General features: G+C 55.2%; 25 protein-coding genes. 14 read left to right on the top strand and 11 right to left on the bottom strand.

Translation table 11 applies throughout. From position 1 onward, the window contains the following. Positions 1-69: 69 nt before the first annotated feature. The 7 genes from FLT43_RS01395 to FLT43_RS29885 all read left to right on the top strand — a co-directional run bounded on the left by FLT43_RS01395 (position 70) and on the right by FLT43_RS29885 (position 6142). A complete protein-coding gene (locus tag FLT43_RS01395; protein WP_087443680.1) occupies positions 70-1140 on the top strand; it encodes a sulfate ABC transporter substrate-binding protein in 1071 nt (356 codons plus the stop codon). Between the two features lie 38 nt (positions 1141-1178). Further along, positions 1179-2042, top strand: coding sequence for a sulfate ABC transporter permease subunit CysT (gene cysT, locus FLT43_RS01390; RefSeq protein WP_087443681.1), 864 nt, complete (start codon positions 1179-1181; stop codon positions 2040-2042). Between the two features lie 80 nt (positions 2043-2122). Beyond that, positions 2123-3001 carry a sulfate ABC transporter permease subunit CysW gene (gene cysW, locus FLT43_RS01385; RefSeq protein WP_087443682.1) on the top strand — a complete coding sequence of 293 codons (879 nt, stop codon included), beginning with the start codon at positions 2123-2125 and terminating at the stop codon, positions 2999-3001. A 384-nt stretch (positions 3002-3385) separates the two neighbouring features. Further along, positions 3386-4114: a glycosyltransferase family 2 protein gene (locus FLT43_RS01380; protein WP_307719683.1), complete on the top strand. Its 729-nt coding sequence runs from the start codon at positions 3386-3388 to the stop codon at positions 4112-4114. Beyond that, on the top strand, positions 4111-5244 hold the full coding sequence (locus tag FLT43_RS01375) for a glycosyltransferase (RefSeq protein WP_087443683.1): 1134 nt from the start codon (positions 4111-4113) through the stop codon (positions 5242-5244). The genes FLT43_RS01380 and FLT43_RS01375 overlap by 4 nt, the downstream gene beginning before the upstream one ends. A gap of 353 nt (positions 5245-5597) precedes the next feature. Next, the gene (locus tag FLT43_RS29890; protein ID WP_244194277.1) at positions 5598-5876 is read left to right on the top strand and encodes a polysaccharide pyruvyl transferase family protein; all 279 of its coding nucleotides are present in this window, start codon (positions 5598-5600) and stop codon (positions 5874-5876) included. Further along, entirely contained in the window at positions 5801-6142 is a 342-nt protein-coding gene (locus FLT43_RS29885; protein ID WP_244194278.1) for an aldo-keto reductase family protein, read from the top strand. Before FLT43_RS29890 ends, FLT43_RS29885 begins: the two co-directional genes overlap by 76 nt. Positions 6143-6216: 74 nt before the next feature. On the opposite strand, the gene FLT43_RS01365 is transcribed toward FLT43_RS29885, so the two are convergent. From FLT43_RS01365 to FLT43_RS01335, 7 genes are all read right to left on the bottom strand, one after another. Further along, the gene (locus tag FLT43_RS01365; RefSeq protein WP_087443949.1) at positions 6217-6855 is read right to left on the bottom strand and encodes an HAD family hydrolase; all 639 of its coding nucleotides are present in this window, start codon (positions 6853-6855) and stop codon (positions 6217-6219) included. An 81-nt stretch (positions 6856-6936) separates the two neighbouring features. Continuing rightward, a complete protein-coding gene (locus tag FLT43_RS01360; RefSeq protein ID WP_087443684.1) occupies positions 6937-7887 on the bottom strand; it encodes a LacI family DNA-binding transcriptional regulator in 951 nt (316 codons plus the stop codon). 143 nt (positions 7888-8030) lie between these two features. Beyond that, a complete protein-coding gene (locus tag FLT43_RS01355; RefSeq protein ID WP_087443685.1) occupies positions 8031-8285 on the bottom strand; it encodes a hypothetical protein in 255 nt (84 codons plus the stop codon). Between the two features lie 569 nt (positions 8286-8854). Then, the gene (locus tag FLT43_RS29880) at positions 8855-9169 is read right to left on the bottom strand and encodes a hypothetical protein (RefSeq protein ID WP_244951370.1); all 315 of its coding nucleotides are present in this window, start codon (positions 9167-9169) and stop codon (positions 8855-8857) included. Positions 9170-9207: 38 nt separating this feature from the next. After that, positions 9208-11496, bottom strand: a complete 2289-nt coding sequence (locus FLT43_RS01345; protein WP_087443687.1) for an ATP-binding cassette domain-containing protein — start codon at positions 11494-11496, stop codon at positions 9208-9210. A 72-nt stretch (positions 11497-11568) separates the two neighbouring features. Further along, the gene (locus tag FLT43_RS01340; protein ID WP_087443688.1) at positions 11569-11997 is read right to left on the bottom strand and encodes a MarR family winged helix-turn-helix transcriptional regulator; all 429 of its coding nucleotides are present in this window, start codon (positions 11995-11997) and stop codon (positions 11569-11571) included. Between the two features lie 169 nt (positions 11998-12166). Then, entirely contained in the window at positions 12167-12502 is a 336-nt protein-coding gene (locus FLT43_RS01335; RefSeq protein ID WP_087443689.1) for a hypothetical protein, read from the bottom strand. Positions 12503-13726: 1224 nt separating this feature from the next. On the opposite strand from FLT43_RS01335, the gene FLT43_RS01330 reads away from it, so the two are divergent. From FLT43_RS01330 to FLT43_RS01315, 4 genes are read left to right on the top strand one after another with little or no spacing between them, the layout of a single operon-like run. Then, a complete protein-coding gene (locus FLT43_RS01330; RefSeq protein WP_087443690.1) occupies positions 13727-14317 on the top strand; it encodes a bifunctional transcriptional activator/DNA repair enzyme AdaA in 591 nt (196 codons plus the stop codon). Beyond that, a complete protein-coding gene (locus tag FLT43_RS01325) occupies positions 14301-14849 on the top strand; it encodes a methylated-DNA--[protein]-cysteine S-methyltransferase (protein WP_087443691.1) in 549 nt (182 codons plus the stop codon). Before FLT43_RS01330 ends, FLT43_RS01325 begins: the two co-directional genes overlap by 17 nt. After that, a complete protein-coding gene (locus FLT43_RS01320) occupies positions 14842-15558 on the top strand; it encodes a 2OG-Fe(II) oxygenase (RefSeq protein WP_087443692.1) in 717 nt (238 codons plus the stop codon). The genes FLT43_RS01325 and FLT43_RS01320 overlap by 8 nt, the downstream gene beginning before the upstream one ends. 12 nt (positions 15559-15570) lie before the next feature. Continuing rightward, positions 15571-16389, top strand: a complete 819-nt coding sequence (locus FLT43_RS01315; RefSeq protein WP_087443693.1) for an SPL family radical SAM protein — start codon at positions 15571-15573, stop codon at positions 16387-16389. A 173-nt stretch (positions 16390-16562) separates the two neighbouring features. Here the strand turns inward: FLT43_RS01315 and FLT43_RS01310 are convergent, their stop codons facing one another. From FLT43_RS01310 to FLT43_RS01295, 4 genes are all read right to left on the bottom strand, one after another. Further along, positions 16563-17246 (bottom strand): DNA alkylation repair protein, encoded by a 684-nt coding sequence (locus FLT43_RS01310; RefSeq protein ID WP_087443694.1) that lies wholly within the window; start codon positions 17244-17246, stop codon positions 16563-16565. Positions 17247-17324: 78 nt separating this feature from the next. Next, a complete protein-coding gene (locus FLT43_RS01305) occupies positions 17325-17942 on the bottom strand; it encodes a DNA-3-methyladenine glycosylase family protein (protein WP_087443695.1) in 618 nt (205 codons plus the stop codon). Beyond that, complete coding sequence (locus FLT43_RS01300; protein WP_087443696.1) at positions 17914-18798, bottom strand: aminoglycoside 3'-phosphotransferase; 885 nt, start codon at positions 18796-18798, stop codon at positions 17914-17916. The genes FLT43_RS01305 and FLT43_RS01300 overlap by 29 nt, the downstream gene beginning before the upstream one ends. Positions 18799-18816: 18 nt before the next feature. Beyond that, a complete protein-coding gene (locus tag FLT43_RS01295; protein ID WP_087443697.1) occupies positions 18817-19605 on the bottom strand; it encodes a class I SAM-dependent methyltransferase in 789 nt (262 codons plus the stop codon). Positions 19606-19917: 312 nt separating this feature from the next. On the opposite strand from FLT43_RS01295, the gene FLT43_RS01290 reads away from it, so the two are divergent. From FLT43_RS01290 to FLT43_RS01280, 3 genes are all read left to right on the top strand, one after another. Beyond that, complete coding sequence (locus tag FLT43_RS01290; RefSeq protein ID WP_087443698.1) at positions 19918-21126, top strand: tetratricopeptide repeat protein; 1209 nt, start codon at positions 19918-19920, stop codon at positions 21124-21126. A 53-nt stretch (positions 21127-21179) separates the two neighbouring features. Continuing rightward, positions 21180-23165: a DUF4339 domain-containing protein gene (locus tag FLT43_RS01285; RefSeq protein WP_087443699.1), complete on the top strand. Its 1986-nt coding sequence runs from the start codon at positions 21180-21182 to the stop codon at positions 23163-23165. Between the two features lie 61 nt (positions 23166-23226). Continuing rightward, on the top strand, positions 23227-24624 hold the full coding sequence (locus FLT43_RS01280) for an ATP-binding protein (RefSeq protein ID WP_087443700.1): 1398 nt from the start codon (positions 23227-23229) through the stop codon (positions 24622-24624). Positions 24625-25074: the final 450 nt, after the last annotated feature.

Raw genomic sequence — 25074 nt, 5'->3', positions numbered from 1 at the left:
TCATTTGCTGCGGTTATGATACGGCGCAGCGATAAGCAATCAAGCGGCCGAGAGAGAGGAGCATGGAAGATGAACGGCAGACCATACCGAAAAAAAGCGACGCTATGGGCACTCGTCGCGGCCTTGAGCCTGACCGCCGCCTGCGGAAGCGGAGCCGGCGGCGCGAAGACGGACGCCCAGGGCGGAACGGACGGCAGCGGCGGCACGGAGCCAATCGTGCTTCAGAACGTATCCTACGACCCGACGCGTGAACTGTATGCCGATTACAATAAGGCGTTTGCGGCTTATTGGCAGAAGAAGACGGGTCAGTCTGTCACCGTGAAGCAATCCCATGGCGGCAGCGGCAAGCAAGCGCGTTCCGTTATCGACGGGCTGCAGGCGGACGTCGTTACCCTCGCCCTGGCTTATGATATCGATGCCATCCAACAGGCCGGCCTAATCAAGGACGGCTGGGAGAAGCGCTTAAGAGACAACAGCGCCCCTTATTATTCTACCATCGTCTTCCTCGTGCGGAAGGGCAACCCGAAAGGCATCCGCGATTGGAATGATCTCGTAAAGCAGGATGTCCAGGTCATCACGCCGAATCCGAAGACCTCGGGCGGTGCGCGCTGGAACTACCTTGCCGCCTGGGGCTATGCGCTCGCGGCAAGCGGCAATAAGGAAGAGCAGGCCCAGGAATGGCTGCGCAGCCTCTACCGCAACGTGCCCGTTCTCGATTCCGGCGCGCGCGGAGCGACGACCACCTTCGTGGAGCGCGGCATCGGCGACGTGCTGATCTCATGGGAGAACGAGGCATTTCTGGCCACCAACGAGCTGGGCAAGGATAAATTCGAGATCGTGGTGCCGAGCCTAAGCATTCTGGCGGAGCCGCCGGTCGCCGTCGTCGACGAGATCGTGGATAAGCGGGGAACACGCCAAGCGGCGGAAGCTTACCTCGACTATTTGTATAGTGAGGAAGGGCAAGACATCGCCGCCAAGCATTATTACCGGCCGCGGCTGGAGTCCGTTGCCGCCAAGTACGAGCAGCGCTTCCCGCAAGTGAATCTCCTGACCATTCAGGAGCAGTTCGGCGGCTGGGCCGAGGCCCACAAGAAGCATTTCGCCGACGGCGCGATGTTCGACGAAATCTATAAACGGTAAACGTTCAATCACTTGGAAAAAGGAGGCGCCAATGCCCGATGACTGCCACACCACCCCCAAAGCGGACCCCGCCTAAAGGCAAGCCGTATGCGGTTCTTCCCGGGTTCCGCATCACGCTCGGATTTACCGTCGGCTATTTGTCGCTGCTCGTGCTCATCCCTCTGTCCGCCGTCGTGCTGAAGTCGCTTGAGCTGAACTGGAGCAGCTTCTGGGCTGCCGTCTTCGATGAGCGCGTGCTGGCGGCCTACCGCATCAGCTTCGCGACAGCGTTCGCCGCCGGATTGGTCAATGTCGTGTTCGGCTTTGTCGTCGCCTGGGTGCTCGTGCGCTACACATTTCCCGGCAAGCGGCTGATCGACGGGATTATCGATCTGCCCTTCGCCCTGCCGACCGCAGTTGCGGGCATCGCGCTCACGGCGATCTACGCCGAGAACGGCTGGATAGGCCGCTGGCTGTACGCGATCGGCATCCCGAGCGCCTACTCTGCGATCGGGATCGCAATCGCCCTCGTCTTCATCGGTCTCCCCTTCGTCGTCCGCACGGTTCAGCCGGTGCTCGAGTCATGGGAGACAGAGGTCGAGGAAGCGGCCGCCACGCTCGGGGCGAAGCGGCTGGCCGTCTTCCGCCGCATTATCGTGCCGCAGCTCCTTCCGTCGCTCCTGACGGGATTCGCGCTTGCGTTCGCCCGCGGCATCGGAGAATACGGTTCGGTCGTCTTCATCTCCGGCAACATGCCGTACAAGACCGAGATTGCTCCGCTGCTCATCATGACTAAGCTGGAACAATACGATTACGCAGGCGCCACCGCCGTCGCGCTCGTTATGATCATCCTGTCCTTCCTGCTGCAGCTGCTTATCAATACGCTGCAATGGAAGGCGGCGCGGCGCATGACCTCGCTATGAAGCGCATGAACGCCTGCCGGATTCATTCATGGGCCGCCGCCCGTTATGAGATTACTTTCATCCTGAAGGAGGATTAACGCATGGCCGCTTCTCCGTCCGCTACCATCTCCCCTTCCCCGCCGCCAGCCTCGCGCAAGCTTACGCCTCGCGCCGGCTGCACGACCGAATCCCCGCTCATCCGCAGGCTGCTTATCGCCGTCGCGCTCGCCTTCATCGGTCTCGTCCTGCTGCTCCCGCTCGCGGCCGTCTTCGCAGAGGCGTTCAAGCGGGGCGCGGACATCTACTTCGCGGCGCTGGCCGAGCCGGACGCGCTGGCGGCCATCCGGCTGACACTCATCACGGCCCTTATCGTCGTCCCGCTGAATACGATATTCGGCATCGCCGCCGCATGGTGCCTGACCAAGTTCGCCTTTCGCGGCAAGCAATGGCTCATTACCCTCATCGACCTGCCCTTTTCCGTCTCTCCGGTCATTGCGGGCTTCCTCTTCATTCTGCTGTTCGGGGCCCATGGCTGGTTCGGCTCCTGGCTGGCGGCGCATGACGTGCAGATCGTGTTCGCGCTCCCGGGCATCGTGCTCGCCACGCTGTTCGTCACCTTCCCCTTCGTGGCGCGAGAGATTATCCCAATCATGCAAGCTCAAGGCACGCTGGAAGAAGAAGCGGCGGCCACGCTTGGCGCGAAGGGATGGAGAATGTTCCGCCACATTACGCTCCCGAACATCAAATGGGGGCTCCTCTACGGCATTATCATTTGCAACGCCCGCGCCATGGGCGAATTCGGAGCCGTATCGGTCGTCTCCGGCCATATTCGCGGCGAGACGAACACGCTTCCCTTGCATGTGGAAATCCTGTATAACGAGTACCAGTTCTCGGCCGCGTTCGCCTCGGCCTCGCTGCTGGCCGCCCTGGCGCTGCTCACGCTCGCGGCGAAGCAGTGGCTCGAACGAACCCGCGCCTGAGCGGAATCCGGCCTTTATTGAAGGACATCTGAGACAGATGTTCTTTTTTTCTTTCATTTTCTCCCTCTCCCATCACATTTTATCGTTCAAACGAACAACTTTGCCAAAAGATAGAGAGAAGTTTAGTCAAACATTCTCCTTTTTCTATACTCTATTAATGTGCAATTGAAAAGCAGGTGAAATTTTGTGAAATTGAAAGTAAACATCGACAGATACGTTCATCGCCAGGTTGAATTGACACTCGTACGGGGGAACGATTCAAGGCATTATAACCGAGGTCGGAGCGAACTATGCAGAAATCAGGGAATCGGATGGATCGATGGTGCTCGTGCATCTGAATCAAGTTATTTCGTTCCAAATTCAATAGGAAGAAGGTGGTGAGAAATGATGACCTGCCCAAGAGTGCCCGGTCTCGTAAGCATCGTGATTACGAATTATAACAAATCAGCCTTTTTGACAGATTGCCTGGAGGGCATCTTACGGCAAACGTACCCGAACTGGGAAATCATTCTCGTCGATAATGCCTCGACAGACGATTCTGTGCTGCAAGTGGAGAACTGGTTGCAAGACAATTGGGAGCAATTGGCCGACCGGACATTTATTACGGTGCCCCTGCCCCGCAATATCGGTTATGCCGGGGCGGTGACCACCGGCTTATATTTGGCTTCCGGAGAATATATCGCTGCCCAGGACGCGGATGATATTTCACATCATGAACGCCTGGAGCGGCAAGTGTCCTTTTTGCAGGACCGTCCGGAGATCGAGCTGGCGGGAACCAACTATGAAGTGTTCGAGCACAACCTGTTGGAGCAGAAATCAAAAGCGGGCTGGATCCGGTACAGGGAACAAATACGCAAGACATATGCCAACGGCGGCCACGGTGTATGCCATGGAACCATCATGCTCCGCGGGAAGCTGTTCGATCGGATCGGCGGTCATACCAGGAGAATAGAAGGCGCGGAGGACTATGAATTTATAGCCAGGGCAGTGAACGTGAATGAACGTGAAACCCCTGAATATCGAAAATATGCCCGATATCCTGTATTACTTCCGCACGCATCTGAATCAGCGGTCCCGGAAATATTTTGGAAAAGATCGGCTGAAGCGCAATGAGAACTAAAGCCTACCGAGTGCTGATAGTGATGGATAGCTTGGCCGTCGGCGGCACGGAAACGCATGTGTCAAGTCTGGTTAAAGGACTGCAAACATTAGGGGTAAAACCGGTATACGCCGGAGCTAGCGGCTTAGTGTACAATTCCTTCGCCCAAGCGGCATGCCCGATTCATGCCGTCGATTTAACAGCGGGCGCCTTCATGCTGGACTGCTCGCAGAAGCAGACAAGCCGCACCTTGAAGCAGATTATGCTGCACCGCAAAATCGATGTCGTCCATGTTCATCAAACTCCATCGGGAATGTATGCGGCTATGGCCGCCAAAGAACTGGGCATACCTGTCGTCTTTACGGTTCACGGGGCTTATTATCCCGAGGAACAGCTTATCCGGACGGCTCAACATAGCGACGCGGTTATCAGTGTGAGCAAGCCTGTGCATCGCTATTTGCAACATCATGGGATACCTTCCCTGGTAGTGCCGAACGGGGTCGACCCGGAGGAGTTCTACCCGGCACGCTCTCATGAACTGCGGAAGTCGCTCCGGATTCCGGATGATGCGAACGTTGTCGTCTATGCAAGCCGGCTCGCTTGGGACAAGGCCATCGTCTGCACGATGTTAATAAGGGCCGCCGAACGGCTGCGCAAAGCGGAGGTGCCGAATGTGCATCTGGTCGTGGTCGGCGACGGCATCCAATTCTCCGAAATTAACGAGATGGTCAATACCATTCATCAAGATACCGGACAACCCTTTATTCATATGGCCGGGAATCAGACGAAGATCCGTGAATATTACGCGCTTGGGGATATCGTCGTCGGCACCGGCCGCGTTGCCCTCGAAGCGTTGGCTTGCGGGAAGCCTGTGCTGGCGATCGGCAACCATGGCTTCTTCGGCCTGGTCGAGCCATCTGTGTATGGACAAGCGTGGGACTATTATTTCGGCGACCACGATTCTGTACGTCAGGCGACGGAAGAAACAGTAACCGAATCATTGAAAATCGCATTAGCGGATCGAGACGCGCTTGAGGAAATCGGTTCGCAAGGCCGAAGATGGATATTGAATCATTTCGATATCCAGAAGATCGTTGCGCGGATGGATGCAATCTATTCGGCTGTCCAAGCCCGAACCCAATGACAGGAGTGTGATATCAACGTGAAAAAAGTATTATAGTTAGGATGGATTGGATTCAACAATCTGGGCGATGAATGGATGCGGGCCATGTTCGAGCAATTGGCGAAGCTTCATTTGAGCCCGGAGGAGTATCTGATCATTCCTTCAATCCCTGGAGTCGACATCAAGGATATGACAAAGTATGACATGATAGTAATGGGGGGCGGTTCCCTGCTCATACCAGGCTATCTCAATATATTGCATGACGCTGTACGGCAACAAAAGCGCGTAATCATTTGGCCAGCGGCCATGATCGCCTGCACCCGTTCAGCTTCGGTTCCAGTGCTCCTCCCGAGGGCAAAGAGTTGTGCCTGAAAGTGAAAGAAGTTGTCGATCATGCGGTATACTGCGGCGTACGCGGACCATGGACATTCGAATATATGCGGCAAATGGGCGCCGCGATGGATCGGGTGAGGGTAAGCGGCGATCCGGCCATGCTCTCGTCCCTGCCAGCGTTTGAAGCATACGTCGAGAATCAGGTGGCTTCCGCAGCCCGCTTCCTCATCGACGAAAAATATATGTGTATCCGGTATGGGGTCAAGACCGGGAGGCATGCAAGCGGCTGTGCGATAAGATTGCCGCTCCCGACAAAGTAGTGTACGATGCGGAAGTTCATTCGTATGAAACCTATTTGCAGCTAATGAAACGGTTCGACCTGACCATCAAATCGTTCGATTTCGCCCATTCCATCGGTCTGCCCCAATTCGCCATCTCCACGGACGCGGCGCAGCTGGCCGGACGCATTCGCGACACAGCCGCTCATGCGCTAGCCAACAAGATGCCGATTGTCACCCGCATCGGCAGCCATCGGCAATCCGTCACAGCAAGCTTGGAAAAGCCTTTCCTGGAGCAATTATTTTAACGTAGAGAAAAGCCTTGACAACGGAGTTCGTGTGAGGCCATCCGAACAAGGATGGCCTCTGCCGATCGCAAATATCATTTCTTCGCAAGTTCGCTCTTAGCCGACTCATCCAGCAGCTTCATAATATCGTGTGGCGTCTCAAAAATATACCGGGCGTCCTCGAATCCGGATGCCGACTTCGCCCCCCACAGCGCGAGGCCGAAATCGACTCCCGCCGCTTTGGCGCACTTCATATCATAGATCGAGTCCCCGATATAAATCGCGTTATCCGCGGTGCAATCCATTCGCCGCAGCCCCAATTCGAGCGGCTCCGGATTGGGCTTGTGCTTGCTCGTATCACTGGCGCACACAACCGCTTGAAAATAATGATCGATGCCGAGCAAATAGAAGCTGTCATTCATTTCCTCCGCCGTCTTGGACGTTACGATCCCGCAAGCCGGAAGCTTGGCAATGACGTCTCGCATTCCCTCGAAAATGGGAACCTTGCTCATATACGGTTTTTCTTTCTCTACACAGATTTTTATGGCGGCAGGAATGTCTTTCACGTTTAACATTTCCATCGTTTTGTAGCTAGGAATTCCCAGCGAGAAGCGAAGCTCGTCCAGCTGATACGTGAGACCCAGCTCGGCCAGCGTCTCTTGCAGCGCACGAAGCCCTATCATCTCCGAATCGATAATCGTGCCATCCAGATCAAAGAGAAAAGCTTGATACATGCCATTCATCCTCCCCTATCCTTATTCACAATCTATGGTACAGGATGAAATGGATTTCAGATCAAGCCTTGAAATGAAATATTATACCGAAGATCTTTTAATAATCCGGTAAGGTATGTTCACCTTGTCGCGCGAACGCCGCACCGCCAGGTCGAAGGCCTGCTCGCCGACCTGGACAAGCCGATGGTCGACGGAGCACAGATCAAGAGCGACTCCGATCGGTTGATTCTCCTGCCCTAGTATGGCCACATCTTGCGGAATAGTCAGTCCGGCCGATGCAGCATACCGGTACATCCCGCCCGCCACCTCATCCCCGTTGGCGTAGATGGCCGTCGGCCTATCGCTAAGGCCTAGCAGCTTCTCGGCAGCTCGATATCCATCCTCGAACGAATAGCAATCCGAGATGAAGTACCGGTCCGGAACCGCTCCGAATACGTTCTCATACGCCGCGATGGTCTGCTGTGTGCTCTTGCTCTCCCATCCGCGTGCCGTCGTGAAGGCCACGGCTTGATGCCCCTTCTCCTTTAAAAATTGAAAGGAGTCGACATAAGAGGCATATCGATCGATATAAGCACATCCAATCTCCGGATGCTCAGTGAATTCGCAAGCAATGATCGCCCCATACTCGACATAAGGCAATATCTGTTCCCAATCATTCGCCCGGGAGGTGATAATCACGCCATCGAGCCATTTATTTTTCAGCATATAAAGATATTCCAGCTCTTTGTTCTTATCGTATTTGGTCGGCAGCACGGCGACAGAGTAATCCAGTTCCCGGGATCGGTTCAAGGCGCCATGCAGCATCTGATCGAAGGCCTGATTGTTGTTGTAGGGCATGATAACCCCGATCATCCTCGTTTCCCCTCGAATCAAGCCAATCGCATTGCGGTTGGGAGCGAAGCTCCATTCATCGATAACCCGCTGAACGGCCTTTCTTTTTTCTTCAGACACATATTTGTAATTGTTCAGCACTCTGGATACGGTCGAGACCGATACCCCGGCTTTTTTCGCGATATCGTGTATATTCGGCACAGGATCATATCCTCCTTATATGAGCCCCGCTTTTATGGAACTAGTTATAGCTCCTTCTATCATACCGATATTATACATATCTGGGCAAATGCCGTGAGCGGAATACAACAAAGCCGTCAGATGAATCTGCGGCTTTTTTCATGTTATTTCCCTGCTTCGGCATCCGGAATCATCCCTGGGCAGCTAATGACCTCGTCACTTGGATCGCCGGTCCAGACGGCTTCCTTCGCCCGGGCTGCGACAAGGGTATCCTGGTCCAACCACGCGAGATCCCGATCGGCATTTCCCGATGGCGTATATGTTTTTTGCAGAAGCGACGGCATGCCGGTCATTACCGTAAGCCGCTTATTGCCGGTCGCTTCCCGTCCATAGCCTTCAATTTTCCGTCTACCGGCCATTTTCCGTCCGCAAGCAGGCGGGATTCCTTAGAGTATAAGAGACTTGTGCCATCCGGCTGCCAGGGATAATTGCCGACTTGGTCCGCGATACGGCGAGACAGCCGCTTGACCTCCGTCGATGACGTAGAGGGTACGACGAGGCTCTTTCGATTGAAAAGCCAATAAATTGCGCGATGGCGACCACTGTGCGTTCAGCCCCTGTCCGGCCTGGCGTATCCGGCCCGTTGCAAGATGATACAGCCCGCAAGCCACAGATCGTTGCCCCGGACAAACGCAGCGGCCGCTTTTCGTTCCGTCCTGTACTCTGCCCGGATTGTTGCCGGGAAGCATGAGCATAATAAAGTGAAGACAATAAGTGCTATCACACGGTTCTTCATGCCGAATTCCTCCTGCGGTATCGGATCCCCTGTGAGACTATCATTCCCTGTAGCGACGAAATTATGACAGCCGAGCCTTAGCCATAAGGCGTGAGTTCATAATCCGTTGTAGCCGGAAAGGATTCCTTGCATGTGACCGCCGATGCGGGCGCACAATAAGAATGGTGTGCGAATGCCATTATTCAAGTTCCGTTAAGGGGGTGGGATCGGGATGAACGGAATGTTTGGGTTTCTAAAGAATTGGAATAATCGGAAAACGCTTTGGTCTTTATTAGCGATTGGCGTCGGCGCGGCAGCCGTCGGATTGACGCAGCAGCGCATGCGCATGGGCGGAAGAAGAAACCAACCCTTAAAGCAGCTTCGCAAAAGACTTCGCACCGGATAGAAAAAAGAACAGCCTGTTCCTTCACAGGTCTGGCTGTTCTTCTTCTTCATGAAGCTTGTCCATCGTGCGATCCAGTCAACCAAAATCATAAACGCCTTCACTTGATTCTTGCTTTTGCCCATGAAAAGTTACCCATCGTGACGGTCCAACGGATTGGTTGCTACACGTGGACATGCCGTTGCACATATTGACCTGTTATGGAATGACGGCAGTGAATCAGCTTCTCCGGAGTACCTTCAAAAATAACCTGTCCCCCTTCATGCCCGGCCCCGGGGCCCATATCAATAATCCAATCAGCCTGACTGATGACATCCAGGTTATGCTCGATGACGATCACCGTGCTGCCATTATCGACCAGCCGGTTCATCAGACCGATCAGGCGTGCGACATCGGACATATGCAATCCGGTCGTGGGCTCATCGAATACATAGATTTGACCTCCGCACTCCATCTCTGCGGCGAGCTTAATCCGTTGTCTTTCCCCTCCGGATAAGGTACTGAGCGGCTGCCCAAGCGTAATGTAATCCAGCCCGACATCACTCAACCGCTCCAGGACAGGCCGTATCGCATCTTCCCGGAAAAATTCCTTCGCTTCCGCCACGCTCATCTCCAATATGTCGCCGATATGCTTGCCGCGCAGCGTATGCTGCAACACGTCCTCGGTAAATCTGCGGCCTTGGCATACTTCACAGACGCTGACTATCGGATCCATGAAGGCCAGGTCGGTATAGGTTTTCCCGAGCCCTTTGCATTCCGGGCAGGCCCCCTCCGAATTGAAGCTGAACAACGAAGCGCTCACCCGGTTCGCTTGAGCGAACAGGCTCCGTATTGGATCCATGATTCCGGTATACGTCGCGGGATTGGAGCGCTTGGAGCCGCGAAGCGCCCCTTGATCGATGAAGACGGCTTCCGGATAGAATTGAGGCAGCACCCCATTCACGAGCGAGCTTTTCCCGGAGCCGGCGACTCCGGTGACGGCCGTCAGCACGCTCTGTGGTATTTTCACGCTGACATCCTTCAGATTATGCAGCGAAGCGCGCTCGATCGCGAGCCATCCCTGCGGCGGCCGGGGCACCTGATTGAGCGGCGGCCGATGGCCGAGATGCCGCCCGGTGAGCGTCCCGGAGGCGGCCAGCCCTTCCAGGCTGCCTTCATAGACGATCCGGCCGCCCTTGGAGCCAGCTTCCGGCCCCATATCGACGATGTGATCAGCGATCGCGATCACATCAGGATCATGCTCGACGACAAGCACGGTATTGCCCTTGTCCCGAAGCTGCTGCATCAGCGTATTCAGCCGATGGACATCACGGGGATGCAGGCCGATGCTCGGTTCATCGAAAATATAAGTGATGTCCGTCAGACTGCTTCCCAGATGACGAATCATCTTGACCCGCTGCGATTCGCCGCCGGACAGCGTGGAGGTCTCGCGATTCAGGCTGAGATAGCCCAGTCCGATGCCGATAAGGCTCTCCAGCCGTTCAAGAATAGCGGAGACGACTGTGGCGGCGGCAGGCACATCGATTGCGCGCATGAAGGGAACGAGATCGGTAACTTGCATCGCCGCGCAATCGGCAATACTTCTGCCGTTGATTGTGCAATTCAGCACACTCGCTTGAAGCCGGGCACCGTGGCAGATCGGACACCGCCCCCGCGTTACGATGCGGTCGAACTCTTCCTTGTAGCGCGTCTTGGCCTCCTCGGATTCCTTGGCGAGGAAGCTCCGCTCGAAGCGCGGGATGATGCCTTCATATTTGGAGGTCGGCGGCCACCCGGGCCCCGGATCCTTGATTTTCACATCCGTCTTGTACAAGAGCGTGTCCCATTCTTCCTCCGTATAATCTCGGAGCTTCTTGTCATTATCGAACAGGCCGGAGCAGACGTAGCGCTTCCAGCGCCACTCGCCGGGCCGGAAGGTCGGGAATTGGATCGCGCCTTCGTTCAAAGACTTGTTCCGGTCGAGCAGGCGTTCGACGTGGATGGCAGCTACCGTTCCCAACCCTTCGCATTTCGGGCACATTCCCTGCGGGTTGTTGAAGGAGAACACGTCGGAGTAGCCGACGAATGGCTTACCAATGCGGGAATACAGGAGCCGGAGCAGCGAATAGATGTCGGTTACGGTTCCGACCGTGGAGCGGGCGTTGCCGCCAATGCGCTTCTGATCGACGACGATCGCGACCGAGAGGTTTTCTAGCGAATCGACATCCGGCTGTCCGTAATGCGGAAGCCGATGGCGAACGAAGCTGGTGAACGTATCGTTCAGCTGCCGCTGCGATTCCGCCGCGATCGTGTCGAAGACGAGCGAGGATTTGCCGGAGCCGGACACGCCTGTGAACACCGTAATCTTCTTTTTTGGAATGCTCAACGTTACGTTTTTCAAATTATTTTCCCTGGCGCCCGCCAAATGAATCCAATTGTGCCGATGGTCGGGAAATTGACTTTTCACGCTCATACTATCTCCTGCCTTTTGTGAAAAAACCGAAAGTTAATTTCCTATTTGCAATTATATGACTGATATTTCGAACTAAGCGTCATCGAGCGCGTCCGCTACCTTCCGGCATAGCTCGGCGAACATGCCCTGTTCCCCGGGCGTAAGGACAGAAGCGGCGATGTCCGCGGCTTCACGCCGGCTGTGTGCGGCGAAGGACAGGAACGCTCTGCCCTCAGCGGTCAATGTCGTCGTCTGTTCCCGCCGATCCTGCTGGCGTGCCGACTGTTCGATGAATTGCCTGTCCTTCAAGACTCGCAGAGCTTTCGAGATGGCCGAGCGCGACATGCCCAGCCTCTCGCTGATCTCCGAAGGCATAAGCGGACCGCGAATGCGCAGCAGCTCCAAAATATCGTACTGCGCCCATGTAAGCTGTTCCGGATTAATTCGTGCCCGTCTCGCAACCAGTACGCATTGCAGATGTGATAGCGAATTTTCCAGCCCTCCTGGTTGTTCAGGCTGCATGACAATACCCCATTTCATGGATGCTTATTTGATATCATTATAGCAATATAGTTTCCTCTTGGCAATCATTGACGTACATCTAATAAGGCGTGGGCAAATGTATTCCTCCTATAAAAAAAGCCTCCGGCATCACGGCCAGAGGCTTGTCAGTCTTACTTCTTCATCATCATCACTTGTCCACTTGGCTTGTCTTCACTTCCCGCTTCAACTGTGCAATTAGTTCCTCCACGGTGATGCCCTTTTCCTTCGCCTTTTCCTTGGCTATCTCATCAAAGCTTATAGCGCTAACTGCGATCTCGGAGCCATCACCGAAGATATTTTTGGCAAGTATTTGCTGCTTGCCTTGACCGCCGGTCACAGCTTCGGTTGCCACCGCAGCTTGAGCCGTAGAGACCTTGACTGTGTTGCTGGCGTTGCTGCTGCCCGGTACATCCGCCGCATAGGCCGAACCGGCCATAGCAAGAACAGCTAATGAAGCGATACCTACAGACAATTTCTTTTTCATATTGAATCTCCTCCTGGTTGTGATTGCTGCTGCAATCTTGGTTTTACCTGCCGCAACTGTACGAGAACCCTTTGTCATACGTTGCGGTGGCTACAATCCATACAATACAGGGGGAATGTGTCAGAATTAAGGTAAGCTCAACATGAAAATAAAAAAGATATAGAAAAAGCGGCCCCGTGCAGACAGATAACCGCGAATAAATACCGGGAGCATTCCTAACTTTCAGGCCTGAGGCGGATTGCCCTCCGTCTATTTCCGCACCTTGCACTACTCTCCCATTGAGTCAGGACAGTCTTCTATTTCAGCTCTTTGCTTCACTCTCCCGTTGAATCAGGAAGTCTTCTATTTGAACTCATTGCTTCACTCTCCCATCAAGTCAGGACAGTCTTCTATTTCAGCTCTTTGCTTCACTCTCCCGTCAAGTCAGGATGGCCTTCCATTTCAGCTCTTTGGTTCACTCTCCCAACGAGTCAGGAAGTCTAATACTTCAGCTCTTTGGTTCACTCTCCCGTTAAGTCAGGTTCATTTCATGGGTTCCATTACTTAATCAGCAAATGTATTTTGTTTCAATGCTAGAACCTCCCCATGCGTAACATCTTAGTTCTGGTTCTTCGTAATTTTTCTAATATGCCAGTTTTGCTTTCTTTCGGATTTATGGGGAGATCCAAGCATGGTCGACTTCCTGAATCATCGGGAGATTCGCTATATGAAGATCCGAGTATATTCGCTTCCTGACCCTATGGGGAGATCGGCTGTAAGAAAATCCGAGCATATACGACTACCTGACCCGTGGGGAGATCGGTTATAAGGAACTCCGAGCATACACGAGTTTCCTGACCTACGGGGAGATCGGCTGTAAGAAAATCCGAGCATATACGAGAATCCCTGACCCATGGGGAGATTGGGTATAAGGAACTCCGAGCATATACGACTACCTGACCCATGGGGAGTTTGGGAGGAACGGATTCCGGGCCGCGGCGCCAGGCCGGGGATCATGCATTTTCCACACGGAGGTCAATATTTTTCGTGCTGTCCGGACTCCAATCGATTGGCGGGAACAGAATGGCTGTATCGTTTTTTTCATGCGGAAGCATCTGCCTGTGCCGCTCCAGTCGCGGTCTGAAGTATAATTGTTTTATACAATTTCGGTATCTTGCTATTCTATTCGTATTCCCGTACAAACGCCTATTCCGAAGGATATACTAGGGGTGGAGGTGAGCGCACATGCCGGAGCCTGTAACCGATGAAATGTGGCAGGCCATTGTCAGCAATAACAACGCTTATGACGGTCAATTTTGGTACGCCGTGAAGTCAACGGGCATTTTTTGTCGCCCTTCGTGTAAATCCAGGCCTCCCAAGCGCGAAAATGTCGGCTTTTTCCGCAGTCCGGAAGCGGCGCTGTCCGCGCATTACCGTCCATGCAAGCGGTGCAAGCCGACCGGAGAGCGGCTGCCGGATGATGAATGGATTGCGATCGTGACCGCGTATATCGACCGGAACTATGCGGAGAAGCTGACGCTAAGTCGCCTGGCTGAGATCAGTCACGGAAGCCCTTATCATTTGCACCGGATTTTCAAAAAAATCATGGGCGTAACCCCGGTTGAATACGTTCAGCGGCGGCGGATCGGTCAAGCCAAGGAACTGCTTCGATCAACGAAGCTGGCGATAGCCGAGGTCGGGCAGTCCGTCGGGTTGGCCAATCCCCCCTACTTCATTACATTGTTCAAGCAGACTGCCGGCTGCACCCCGGCCGAGTACCGGAAGCGGCAGCAGGAGGCAGCGAAGGAGGATATCGACTATGGAAAAGAAAGCTGATACACCCATCTATTGGTCCGTTGTCGCGCACGAGGAATGGAATCTCATCATTGCGGCGACAAACGCCGGACTCTGTTATGTCGGCTCTCCGGGCCAGCCGCTCGCGGCCATCGCCGAATGGACAGGCCGCCGTTGGCCGGGCAGGATGCTGCAGCGGGATGACGGGAAGCTGCAGCCGTATGCCAAGGAGCTTGCCGGCTATCTGCAGGGCAAGCAGCGCAGCTTCGCTATGCCGCTGGACTTGCAAGGAACGCCTTTTCAATTGGCGGTCTGGCGCGCGCTATGCGGCATCCCATACGGACAGACGCTGTCCTATTCCGAGCTTGCCGAGCAGCTTCAGCGTCCGTCCGCTGTTCGGGCCGTCGGAACAGCCATCGGGGCCAACCCCGTTCTCATCACCGTTCCTTGCCATCGCGTCATCGGCAAGGACGGAGCGCTGACAGGCTACCGCGGCGGGTTGGACATGAAAGCGAGGCTGCTCCGGTTGGAGCGGGAAGTCCTGACCGCAGGGGGAGCGCAGATGCATGCTTGACCGCCTGACAGAACGGATGTCACAGCTCGACTGGAGCTGCGTCCGGCGATCATTGGACGAGCAAGGCTATGCGAAGCTTCCGCCGCTGCTGGATGCAGCCGCCTGCGAGCATATTATCGGCACCTATACGGAGGAAGCGAATTTCCGCAAGACGATTGCCATGGCGAGATACCGCTTCGGAATCGGAGAGTACAAATATTATGATACTCCGCTTCCGCCGCTGCTGCAGCAGCTTAGAGAAAAGCTGTACCCCGGCCTGGCCCGGATAGCGAATGACTGGACGGAGCGGTTAAGGGGCGGCGCGGCAGCATACCCGGAACGGCTGGCCGAATTCCAGGAGCGCTGCCGCGAAGCAGGCCAGACCCGCCCTACCCCGCTGATCCTGAAATATGAAGCGGGCGGCTACAATTGCCTCCATCAAGATATGTACGGCGATGTGTTCTTCCCCTTTCAGGTTGTATTCGCGCTGAACCGCCTAGGGGAAGATTACAAGGGAGGCGAGTTCCTATTGGTGGAGCAGCGGCCGCGGGCGCAGAGCCGGGGGCACGCCCTGACGCTGGCGCAAGGAGAAGGGCTCATTTTCCCGACGAATCAGCGCCCGGTGCAAGGCCTGCGCGGGTATTATCGAACCGCGGTTCGGCATGGCGTCAGCACGGTTACGGAAGGCACGAGATATAGTCTGGGCATCATCTTCCATGATGCGAAGTAAAGGAGGACGGACATGAAGCCGGCATGCACTTACAAATCACCGAAAACTATTCTTAATAAAGGCACGGGGTTCCTATCGGGCTACAGCCACTCGCTTAATCCTTATACAGGCTGCTCATTCGGATGCTCCTACTGCTATGTGCGCCGCATGCCGGTGTCGATCTTCCGCGACGAGGAATGGGGTAGCTGGATCGATGTCAAGCAGAACGCGGCCGAGCTGTTCCGGAAGGAATACCGGCGGGCCAAGGAGAAAGGGCCTGTTACCATCTTCATGTCATCCAGCACCGATCCGTATCAGCCGATCGAGCATCAAGAGCGCATTACCCGTTCGCTGCTGGAGATTATGGCCGAGTGTCCGCCCGGCTTCTTGCTCGTGCAGACGCGCAGCCCGCTCGTGCGCAGAGATATCGACCTGCTGGTCCGCCTTGGCGATGCCGTTCGCGTCAGTATGACCGTGGAGACGGACCTTGAAGAGATACGCAAGCACTTCTCGCCCCAAGCTCCACCCATTCCGGCACGGCTCAAGACGCTCGAGCTGCTAGCGGAAGCCGGCGTGCCGGCCCAGGCCACGATCGCGCCGGTACTGCCGAGCAGCGAAGCGTTCGGGGCCGTGCTCCGCCCGCTCGTGAAGCGGGTATGCATCGACGATTATTTTATGGGGGACGGGAGCGGCGGAAAAAGAACGCGCCAATTGAACATGCTAGCGTTGTACCGGCAGCTGGGACTGGAGGAATGGTATCATCCCTCCGCCTATCGCATCGTCTATGACCGGCTGCGGCGGCATTTTTCCGAAGAGGAACTGTTCATCAGCCAGGCGGGATTCGAGCCTTGACGCTCTATGTCGTGGTTGAGCCTGGAGACATACCCGGGGTAAAAATCAAAGAAGCAGAGCCGCTTCGGCATATTTACCGGAATGACTCTGCTTCTTTGCGTTGTACAAGCGCAAGCCTCTCACCCGATGCCGGCGATTTGCCGCTCCCGAGTAGCGTACCGCGTCCTAACTCCTTATTTCCGCTTCATGCTTCGAATCAGCGCTTTCGTCTCCGGAGCGACGCGGTATGACTCCGTAATCTTTTGCAGCGCTTTATTGTAGGTGAAGTCGTCGAGCGAATTGCTTCGCACATAGTCCATGGTGATGTCCGGCAGCTTCACGAAGCAGATCGATACGGCCCAAGCTACCGCCATTTTGACATAGTAGCCCTCGTGCGTAATCCGATCCAGCCGCTCCAGCACACGGTGAATATGAAGCTCATCGATATAATAATTCAAGAGCATCACGACGCCGAAGCGAATGTTGTATTCCCGGTCCGATTCGAGGTAAGGCTGGATGAACTCCCAGACTCGCTCTTTATGCAATGAGGTGATTTTAAGGCCCGAGCAGAAGCTGTCGCATACGGACCAGTTGTCGATTTTGGGCACGAATGCGGCAATGTGATGCAGAATCTCCTCCACATCCGCCTTGGCGCAACCAATCACCATGCCCTGCAGCATCACTTCCTCGAAATAGTCGCTGTCCGCTTGCGCCAAATAAGCCCGCCAGTCGCCCTTCGCAATGTTCCGGGCGAGCTTGCGCAGCTCCGGCAGCCGCACCCCGACAACATTATTAATATTCGGAATCAAGGAAGCTGAAAATTGCCGGTATTTCTCATCCGCCAGCGCCATAATCTGTGCTCGAATCGTGGTGTCCATGTCCAAATCTCCTCTCCAGCTTGCTTTTCGTGACGTCCGCCTCGTTCCCGCCCGCCGTCCGGCCAGGCGCCGAGCCGCTTATTCAAAAGACAAGGCCCACAAGTAAATGGAAGCGACCGAACCATACGGCGAATACGTCTGCCGATACCGATCGAACTGCGCCTTCGTCATCTCGTGAAGACCATATAAGGCCATCATGCCGCGGCGAATGGCGATATCCCCCCAGCTCACGACGTCCGGCCGCTCCAAAGCATGGATAAGCAGCATCTCGGCCGTCCACTTCCCGACTCCGGGCAGCGTCATTAAGCGGGCGGTTGCCTCCGCATCGGATAAGCGATACAGCTCCTGCAGGTCGAATTCGCCATTTGCGACAAGCCAGGCAATCTCGCGAATACGCTCCGCCTTCATCATCGGCATGCCGCAGCCTTGAATCCGTTCAGCCGGCTGCGCTGCGAGATTCTGGGGAGAGATATCCCCCAGACGCTCCTGCATCCGTTCCCAGACGGTGTTGGCCGCCTTCACGGAGACAAGCTGGCCCACGATAGCGTGAACAAGCGCGGCGAACGGATCGGGCATAATGACCCGCTCCACCCGGCCGAGCCGGGCCATCGCAGCCCCAAGCGCCGCATCGGCGCTTCGCAAATAATTGATTTCCCGCTCCCCGTAATCAAAATACTTCGTCACGACGTTCCCCAAGCCGCTCCCCTCCTCCGTTCGGCTTATGATCTTGCCGTTCGTAATAATCTTGCCCGCGGAAGCCGTTGAACACGGATACGAGTCCGCACAGCCGCAGCCGCTCTTCGTCCACCTGTTCTCTTCCATAGGCCTCGATGAAGCGTTCCGCATAGCGGTCGCTCCCCAGGTTGAATTGCAGCGACCACAGCGCCCAGAACAGATCATAATGCGGATCGCCCAAGCCGCCGTAGCCCACATCGATGTAACCGCTCCGCTCGAATTGGTGCAGCATCAGATTCGGCAAGCAATAGTCGCCATGAATAATCGTCCGATCCCCACAGCCGGATAAGCCACGGTATAGAGCCATCATATCCTTATATGCCGCATCGGCACTCGCATATCCCGCATGCCGGAGCAGGCTCATCTCCGCCTTCCCATTCCGGTAATTCTCCTCCGCCCGGCTGACCATGTCCTCCAACCCGTTCGTGCAGGGACAGCCCGTGCCGGGAAGCCGATGGAAATAGGACAAGCTGTCGGCAAACACGTCGCACAGCCGGGATGGCTCAGCAATATATTCGGAACTCGCCGCATCCGCGCCGACGATTCGATCCGTGATGAGGTAATCCCGGAAAGCGTCGGTCCTGTACATTCTTACGTCCGGACAGGCGCCGAGCTTCGATAGATGCCCCGTCATTCGCGCTTCGTTCTCCATCTCCCCCGCTGCGGTCACCTTCACATAAAAAGAATCGTCCGCGCGATCCACCCGATACACGGCGGAGCGGGGTTTGTCCTTCACGACCGTAACAGCTGCTCCCCTGCAATATGCCTGCACCGCTTCCGGATAAGCTGCGAACCTGACTATCGCGTCTCTGCTCATCTCCAATCCCTTCCGCCGTTAGCTAACGGCCCGTACTAGATATTGTTCATACGTCGCCGGCAAGCCTTGAGCCATGGCATGGCGGCGGAAAATCGCTTCTATGCCGGACAAAGACTCCTCGATAATTTTCGCGATAAGCGCAGGCGATTGTCCGAAGCAGCGAATGCGGATCACATCCATCGGCTCATGCAAATATTGAACGCTGGTGACGGTCTCGATCTCAACCTGCTTCAGCCTTCCCTGCTCCAGTCGCTGCGCAAGGCGATCCAGTATAGGTGTTCCGTCCGGGGAAGGCTCGAAAAATCCGGGGAACAAACGTGGCAGCTCCATTGACATCCGATCGCCCGGATGAAGCGCGAGAATGCGCCCGCCGGGCTTCATGACTCGGGCAATATCCTGATAGCATGAGGTCGGACCTCTGCGATTATAGACGCAATCGAATTCCCCGTCCGCGAACGGAAGCCGTTCCTTCGTATTGGCGGTGACGAAGGCGACATTGGGCGGAGGCTGGTCCCTTCCGGCCGCGATGAAGCCGCTCGTCACATCCAAGCCGATGATTCGCTTCACGCTCGGAGCCCATTGCGCCGTGAATTCCCCGTGGCCGCAGCCTACGTCAAGCACGATGCGATCGCTGACCATTTCTCTCACTTCCTGCTCGAATCGAACTTCGGCATTCGGCTCCGTTATCGTCGAATTCCATGAATATGCATATGCGCCGGATAAGGCCGCGATTTGAGCGTACCAAGCGAAGGAGTGCGGCGGAAGCCATTCCTGGTGATTCCTTGGATCTTCCAGCTTCGGGTACAAATGAACACCTCCGGATACAGATTGAACCTGCCCATTTCAAAAGTACATCAAGTCTACCATCCCTTTTGGAAAAATCAAGACCGGTATCTTGCGTTTCTAATGACCGTTGCTGTCGATAAACATCTCAACCCGCCGCAAAAAAACGAGGTGATGTCCGCTAACTTTATTCGGGAAGCAGGTATCCCCGCATATTTTGCCGAAAGATGTAAGGTATGCCCAGACGGACCCGTCTGCAAGGATGCGCGGGCCATGAACCCGGGCGTATAGGACGTATAGGAGTACATACCGATGCCGACAGGAGAAGGATGAGGAATGAGCGAGACAACAGAAAGCGAAACCATACAATTGGATGATGATTGGGAGCTGGAGAAACAGTTATACCTGAAAACGGACGATTTGACGAATGCAGGCAGACATGAGGAAGCGATAGCGAGCGCCGCCGAGATGCTGCGCTATTTTCCCCAGCACGAAGGTGCATTATATCTGATGTCATTATGTTATCTCCGAATGGAGCGGTATGGAGAAGCGGAGAATACGGCGCGCGAGCTGCTTGCTGCTCATCCAGGCGCGGAAGCGGGCTTGGATCTGATGGGCATGCTTTGCTATGAGTCAGGTGACTTCAGACAGGCGGCGGACTATTTCGAGCAATGTGTCGGGTTGAACCCGGAATCCCCTTATTATCGAAAATGGCTGGCCAGAGCATGGTATCAAGGCCTGGATCGTGATCGGGCCTTCCAACGGTTCGGATACAGGTTCCGGCCGGATTACGGCTCCCAAGTGAACAAGGCCATCGCGATGCTGCATGAGGCGCTCCGGCTGGAGCCCGATTCCGAATCGCATTTTCTGATCTCCCTCTGCTATGAAGCGCTGCGCATTCCGGAAAAGGAATTCGAACATCTGAAGGAGGGCATCCTCCTCGATCCGGAGCATACCAATCTTCATGTTCGCCTTGCTTGTCATTACATGATGTATGGCGACTTGGGCTCCGCCCAATCTCATTGCGAGCTGGCGCTGATGCTGGATCCGAATTACTCGGATGCGCTCACGGTGGAACAAACGATCGATGCCTACCGTCAAAATGCCAAAACATATTACAACGCCAAAAAACAATATTGGAAGGCCATATGCCGGATACATCCTGCAGAAGCTGATCATTGGAGGCTGGCTGCTCAGATTCAACTTGACTACGGCGCCCGGCCATTGAAGGAACTTCGAACCTATTTGAAGCTGGAGCCCAGCGACTTGGAGATGCAGGTCACCTATGGGAAGCTGCTGTATGACGACAAACAGTATTTGTCGGCTGAGCGGCTTTTCCGCAAGCTGGACACGGAATATCCGGGCAACGTCCATATTCATTCCTGGCTGGACACGTTATCCCAGATGAATCGGATTAAGCTCTATTCCACTCCGGTTCGAAGATGGTTGTACCGCTGCTTGATCCACTATCCGTACTGGATCTTGCTATTTGTGCTTGTCGCGCCTTTTTATCTTATCGGGCAATTGTTTACAAGACGGAAATAAGAAAGGTCTGCTAGATTCGATGCAAGGATAGCAGGAAAGGAGTCGCAGTATCTGTGGAGCATTCTACAGCATTCATTCAAGCGTTAAGAGAAGCTTGTTCACCTTATAACGGGGATAAATGTTATCCCGAACAGATCCCCGATCACATTCTCACGAGAGTAAGGCAAAAATTCGCCGTGCCGGTTGATGAGCGGTTGATCGCTTTTTACGATTTCACGATTTTCGGATACGGCAAGGACGGAATCGCCATCGGCGCAGGCGGGCTCTATTGCAAAGAAGTATGGACCAAAACCTTCATCCCATGGATAAAATTCGCCAAACTCAAAACGATTGAAATTCAAAAGAAAAACCTGGTTCTCGATTCGATTCTCCAGCTCGGCCTGTCCTCCTCGCCTATGCCCGGCGAGCAGTTGGCAGCGTTAGTGACCCGGCTGCGGGATACGGCGCTCGAATTCGCTTCGCAGGAAGCTTCGGAGCTTGAGAAGGAGCGAAGCGACGCGCAGGACAAGGAGACGCTGCATGAAGCGCTGCTTCGCGTCTGCCAGACTTATCACCGGAATAAAGTCTATCTTCACCCGATTCCCGATGACTTGCTGGCCCCCGTTCGTGTCAGGTGCAATATCCCGCGGGACGAGACCGTGCTCGCCTTTTTTGATTTCACGATTTTCAGCAAAGGCAAGGGCGGGATCGCGTTCACCGAAGAGGGAATATACTGGAGAGTCATCACGATAAACTTCCTGTCCTGGCGGCAATTCACTCCCCCGGCCCGGGGGCCTTCCGATGATACGACGCTGCATTTGTCCGGGAACGAGATCAATTTGCTTGGCAATCCGCTCAAGCATGCGGAATGGATTGACCTGTTCACCGATATCGGTGAGCTAGCGCAGTTGGCCGCTGTGCGTCAAGATGCGGAGACGCTGCATTCGCCTGGTTCGGAAGACCGCCCGGAAGAAGCGATATCCCTGCGGCAGGCGATACTGCGAGTCTTGCAGCCGTACGGCGGCGATGCCATTTATAAGAAAGCATTGCCGGAGAAAATTAATGAACGCGTAATGAGAAATTATCCGCTTCCCGCGGACTGGTCCGTCTGGGCGTATTTCGATTTTTCCCTTATCAGCAAAGGAAAGAATGGCGTCGTATTCACTGATCAGGGTCTGTATTGGAAGGGGCTCGCGGAAGGCTGCGTTTTTATCCCTTGGCATCGGCTCCGTCAAGTCGAGTTAGCGTTTGTGCCCAAAAAGGAAAATTTGGTTCTGGATGGCGAAGAAACGTATTCGGTCAGCGGCAGTCCGATCGGCGGAGCGGAATGGCTCGATATGCTGAACAAAATTAAGGCACTGCCCCAGTTGGCCGGGCTTGACGCTCCGATTGCTGCCGTCTACCCTGACGATACTTATCCTCTGCTGGATGTTGAGTTCATTGCAGCGGTTTGCCGGGCGCATTCTTTTTTTGACAAATTGAATGATTACGATATGGACGAAGAAAAAGATCAGCTTATCCGTGAGCATTTCCGCATCCCCGGCACGGAACCGCTGTTGGCGTTCTGCAAGACCGAACCGGGAACCCCGTGGAAATACGGATTGACCATCACGGGACGGGCCATTAGCATTTGCAACGATACACTTTACTGCAAGCGGGCGCGAGCCGCTCTCCCTCTGGCCGGATTGCCTGAATTGCAATTCACTGTGCGCAACAAATCGCTCTATGTCGGCGAAGAAGAGATGTTCCGCCGCGGAGACGCCGCTTCGCTGCACGCCATGCTCAGCGATCTCCAAGTGTATGCGGCATCGCTGACGGCGGCGGATAATCCGGTGCGCTACCCTTATGACGCTTCCTACGCGCCGCGCTGGAATCTTCCGGTGCGGAATACGGAAGAGGAGCGTTGGATTGTGGCGGAAGGCGGAATGCTCCGCGGCGTGCATAGCGAATCGGAACTGAAATGGGCCGCAGACACGGGACAACTGGATCCGGTACGTACCCGCTGCTGGAAAAAAGGGTTGCCGGCATGGATTTCGGCAGAAGCTGCCGGCTTTGTCTAATCGCGAAGGATATATCGATAGAACATCATAATGAGGAAACATAAGCAAGGAGATGAAGAGGATGGACAGGCTATCTTTTTTACTGCGCATGGCACAGCAGCATCCGAACGATGCCGAAGCGATCTACTGGCTGGCAGCGGAATACGCGGCACGCGGACAATGGGTGGACGCGATCGGGCAATACAGCGCCGCGCTTGCCGTCTGCGCCGACGATGCGCTCCGCTCCGCCTTGCTGGCGGGGCTGTCGGAAGCGACTGCGCGGCTGCAGCATGGCGGCGGTTCGGCAGAGCAGCACGCTGCGGCCGGGAACGCAGGCAGAGAGGCCGGCGCGGGAAGCAGAGAATCTCGCGCCGAGTCCTGGACTAGCATGGGAAGCAGCGAATCTGGCGCCCAGTCCCGAACTGGCATGGGAAGCAGTGCGCCAGATTCCGAAGAGGCAGATGATGAAGATGACGAGGAAATCGAAGTTGAGGATGTCGCGGACGAGGAATGGGAAACCGCTCAGGCCGGACATGCGGCCGTCTTCGCCCGCTCGGGCATCGGTCTGCAGGTGCTGGATGGCGGAAAATCCGCGGCGGCTTCGCCAGCGGACGCGCCTCACAAAGTGACGTTCGCGGATGTCGCCGGCTTGCAGGAACTGAAGAAGACGATCCAACTGCGTATTATCAGTCCGTTCCAGAACCAGGGACTGTTCTCCAAATTCCGCAAAAAGGCAGGCGGAGGCGTGCTTCTGTACGGCCCGCCGGGGTGCGGCAAAACGTTTATGGCCAAGGCGACCGCAGGCGAATGCCGGGCTGCGTTCTTCCCTATTCATATTGCAGACATTTTGGACAAATACATCGGCGTCAGCGAGCAAAATTTGCGAGATTTATTCGACAACGCGCGTGCGCATAAGCCGAGCATCCTGTTTTTCGACGAAATCGATACCGTCGGCTTCAACCGCTCGAAGTCTTCGTCCAGCATGCGCGGCATGATCGACACGTTCCTGGCCGAGATGGAGGGCATCGATACGAGCACGGATCAGCTGCTCGTCATCGGCGCGACGAACATGCCTTGGGACGTAGATGACGCGCTCAAGCGCCCCGGCCGCTTCGATCGGCTCGTCTTTGTCGCGCCTCCGGACGAGGAAGCGCGGGAGCACATGTTCCGCTTGAAGCTGGAAGGCCGCTATATCGGGAACATCGACACCGTGCGGCTGGCGAACCGGACCGAATTTTTCTCCGGAGCGGACATTGAGCATTTATGCGAGAGCGCAGCCGAGCGGGTGCTCGGGGAAATTCTCGAATCCGGCCAGGAGCGTCCGATTCGGATGTCCGATTTCGAAGCGCTGCTGGAGACCGCGCGCCCGTCTACGCTGGAATGGCTGCGCAAAGCGAAGAACTACGTCAAATACGCTAATCAGACCGGGGCATACAATGACGTGGAGGATTATTTGCGCACTTACGGCCGGCGGATTTAACTTATCAACGAATATGGATTGTCCCATCGGGCTTGAATGATGTATGACGCATGGCAAGACGGGACAACTGATAAGGCAGATGTGGGAACGGCGGGGCCATCAGCGGGATGAGCAGCGTGATGAGTAGCGGGGTCAGTAGCAGTATGAGTTGCAGGATGAGTAGCGGACCAGTAGCGGGGTCAGTTGCAGGATGAAGAGCAGGATGAGTGGCGGGACGAGCAGCTGAAGATGGTTGAGGCAGCCAATCCTGCATTTGTGCAGGAATTTATGCTATTTCAGCCCCTCCCTGATGAATTTCCTGCAAAACTACATTATTTCCATCGATTTTTGTCTTTTGCCCATTGCACAGTCACAAATTGATGTAGTTTTGCAGGACTTCTGGCAACGGAAAACACGACATATAGAAAAACTGCACTTTTACAGTATTTTCATCCACTTCGCTGTGAGCCG

The organism is Paenibacillus thiaminolyticus (assembly GCF_007066085.1).
Classification (GTDB): Bacteria; Bacillota; Bacilli; order Paenibacillales; family Paenibacillaceae; genus Paenibacillus_B; species Paenibacillus_B thiaminolyticus.
The sequence above is the reverse complement of the archived record's forward strand: the minus strand, read 5'-3'. Positions and strand labels throughout refer to the sequence as shown.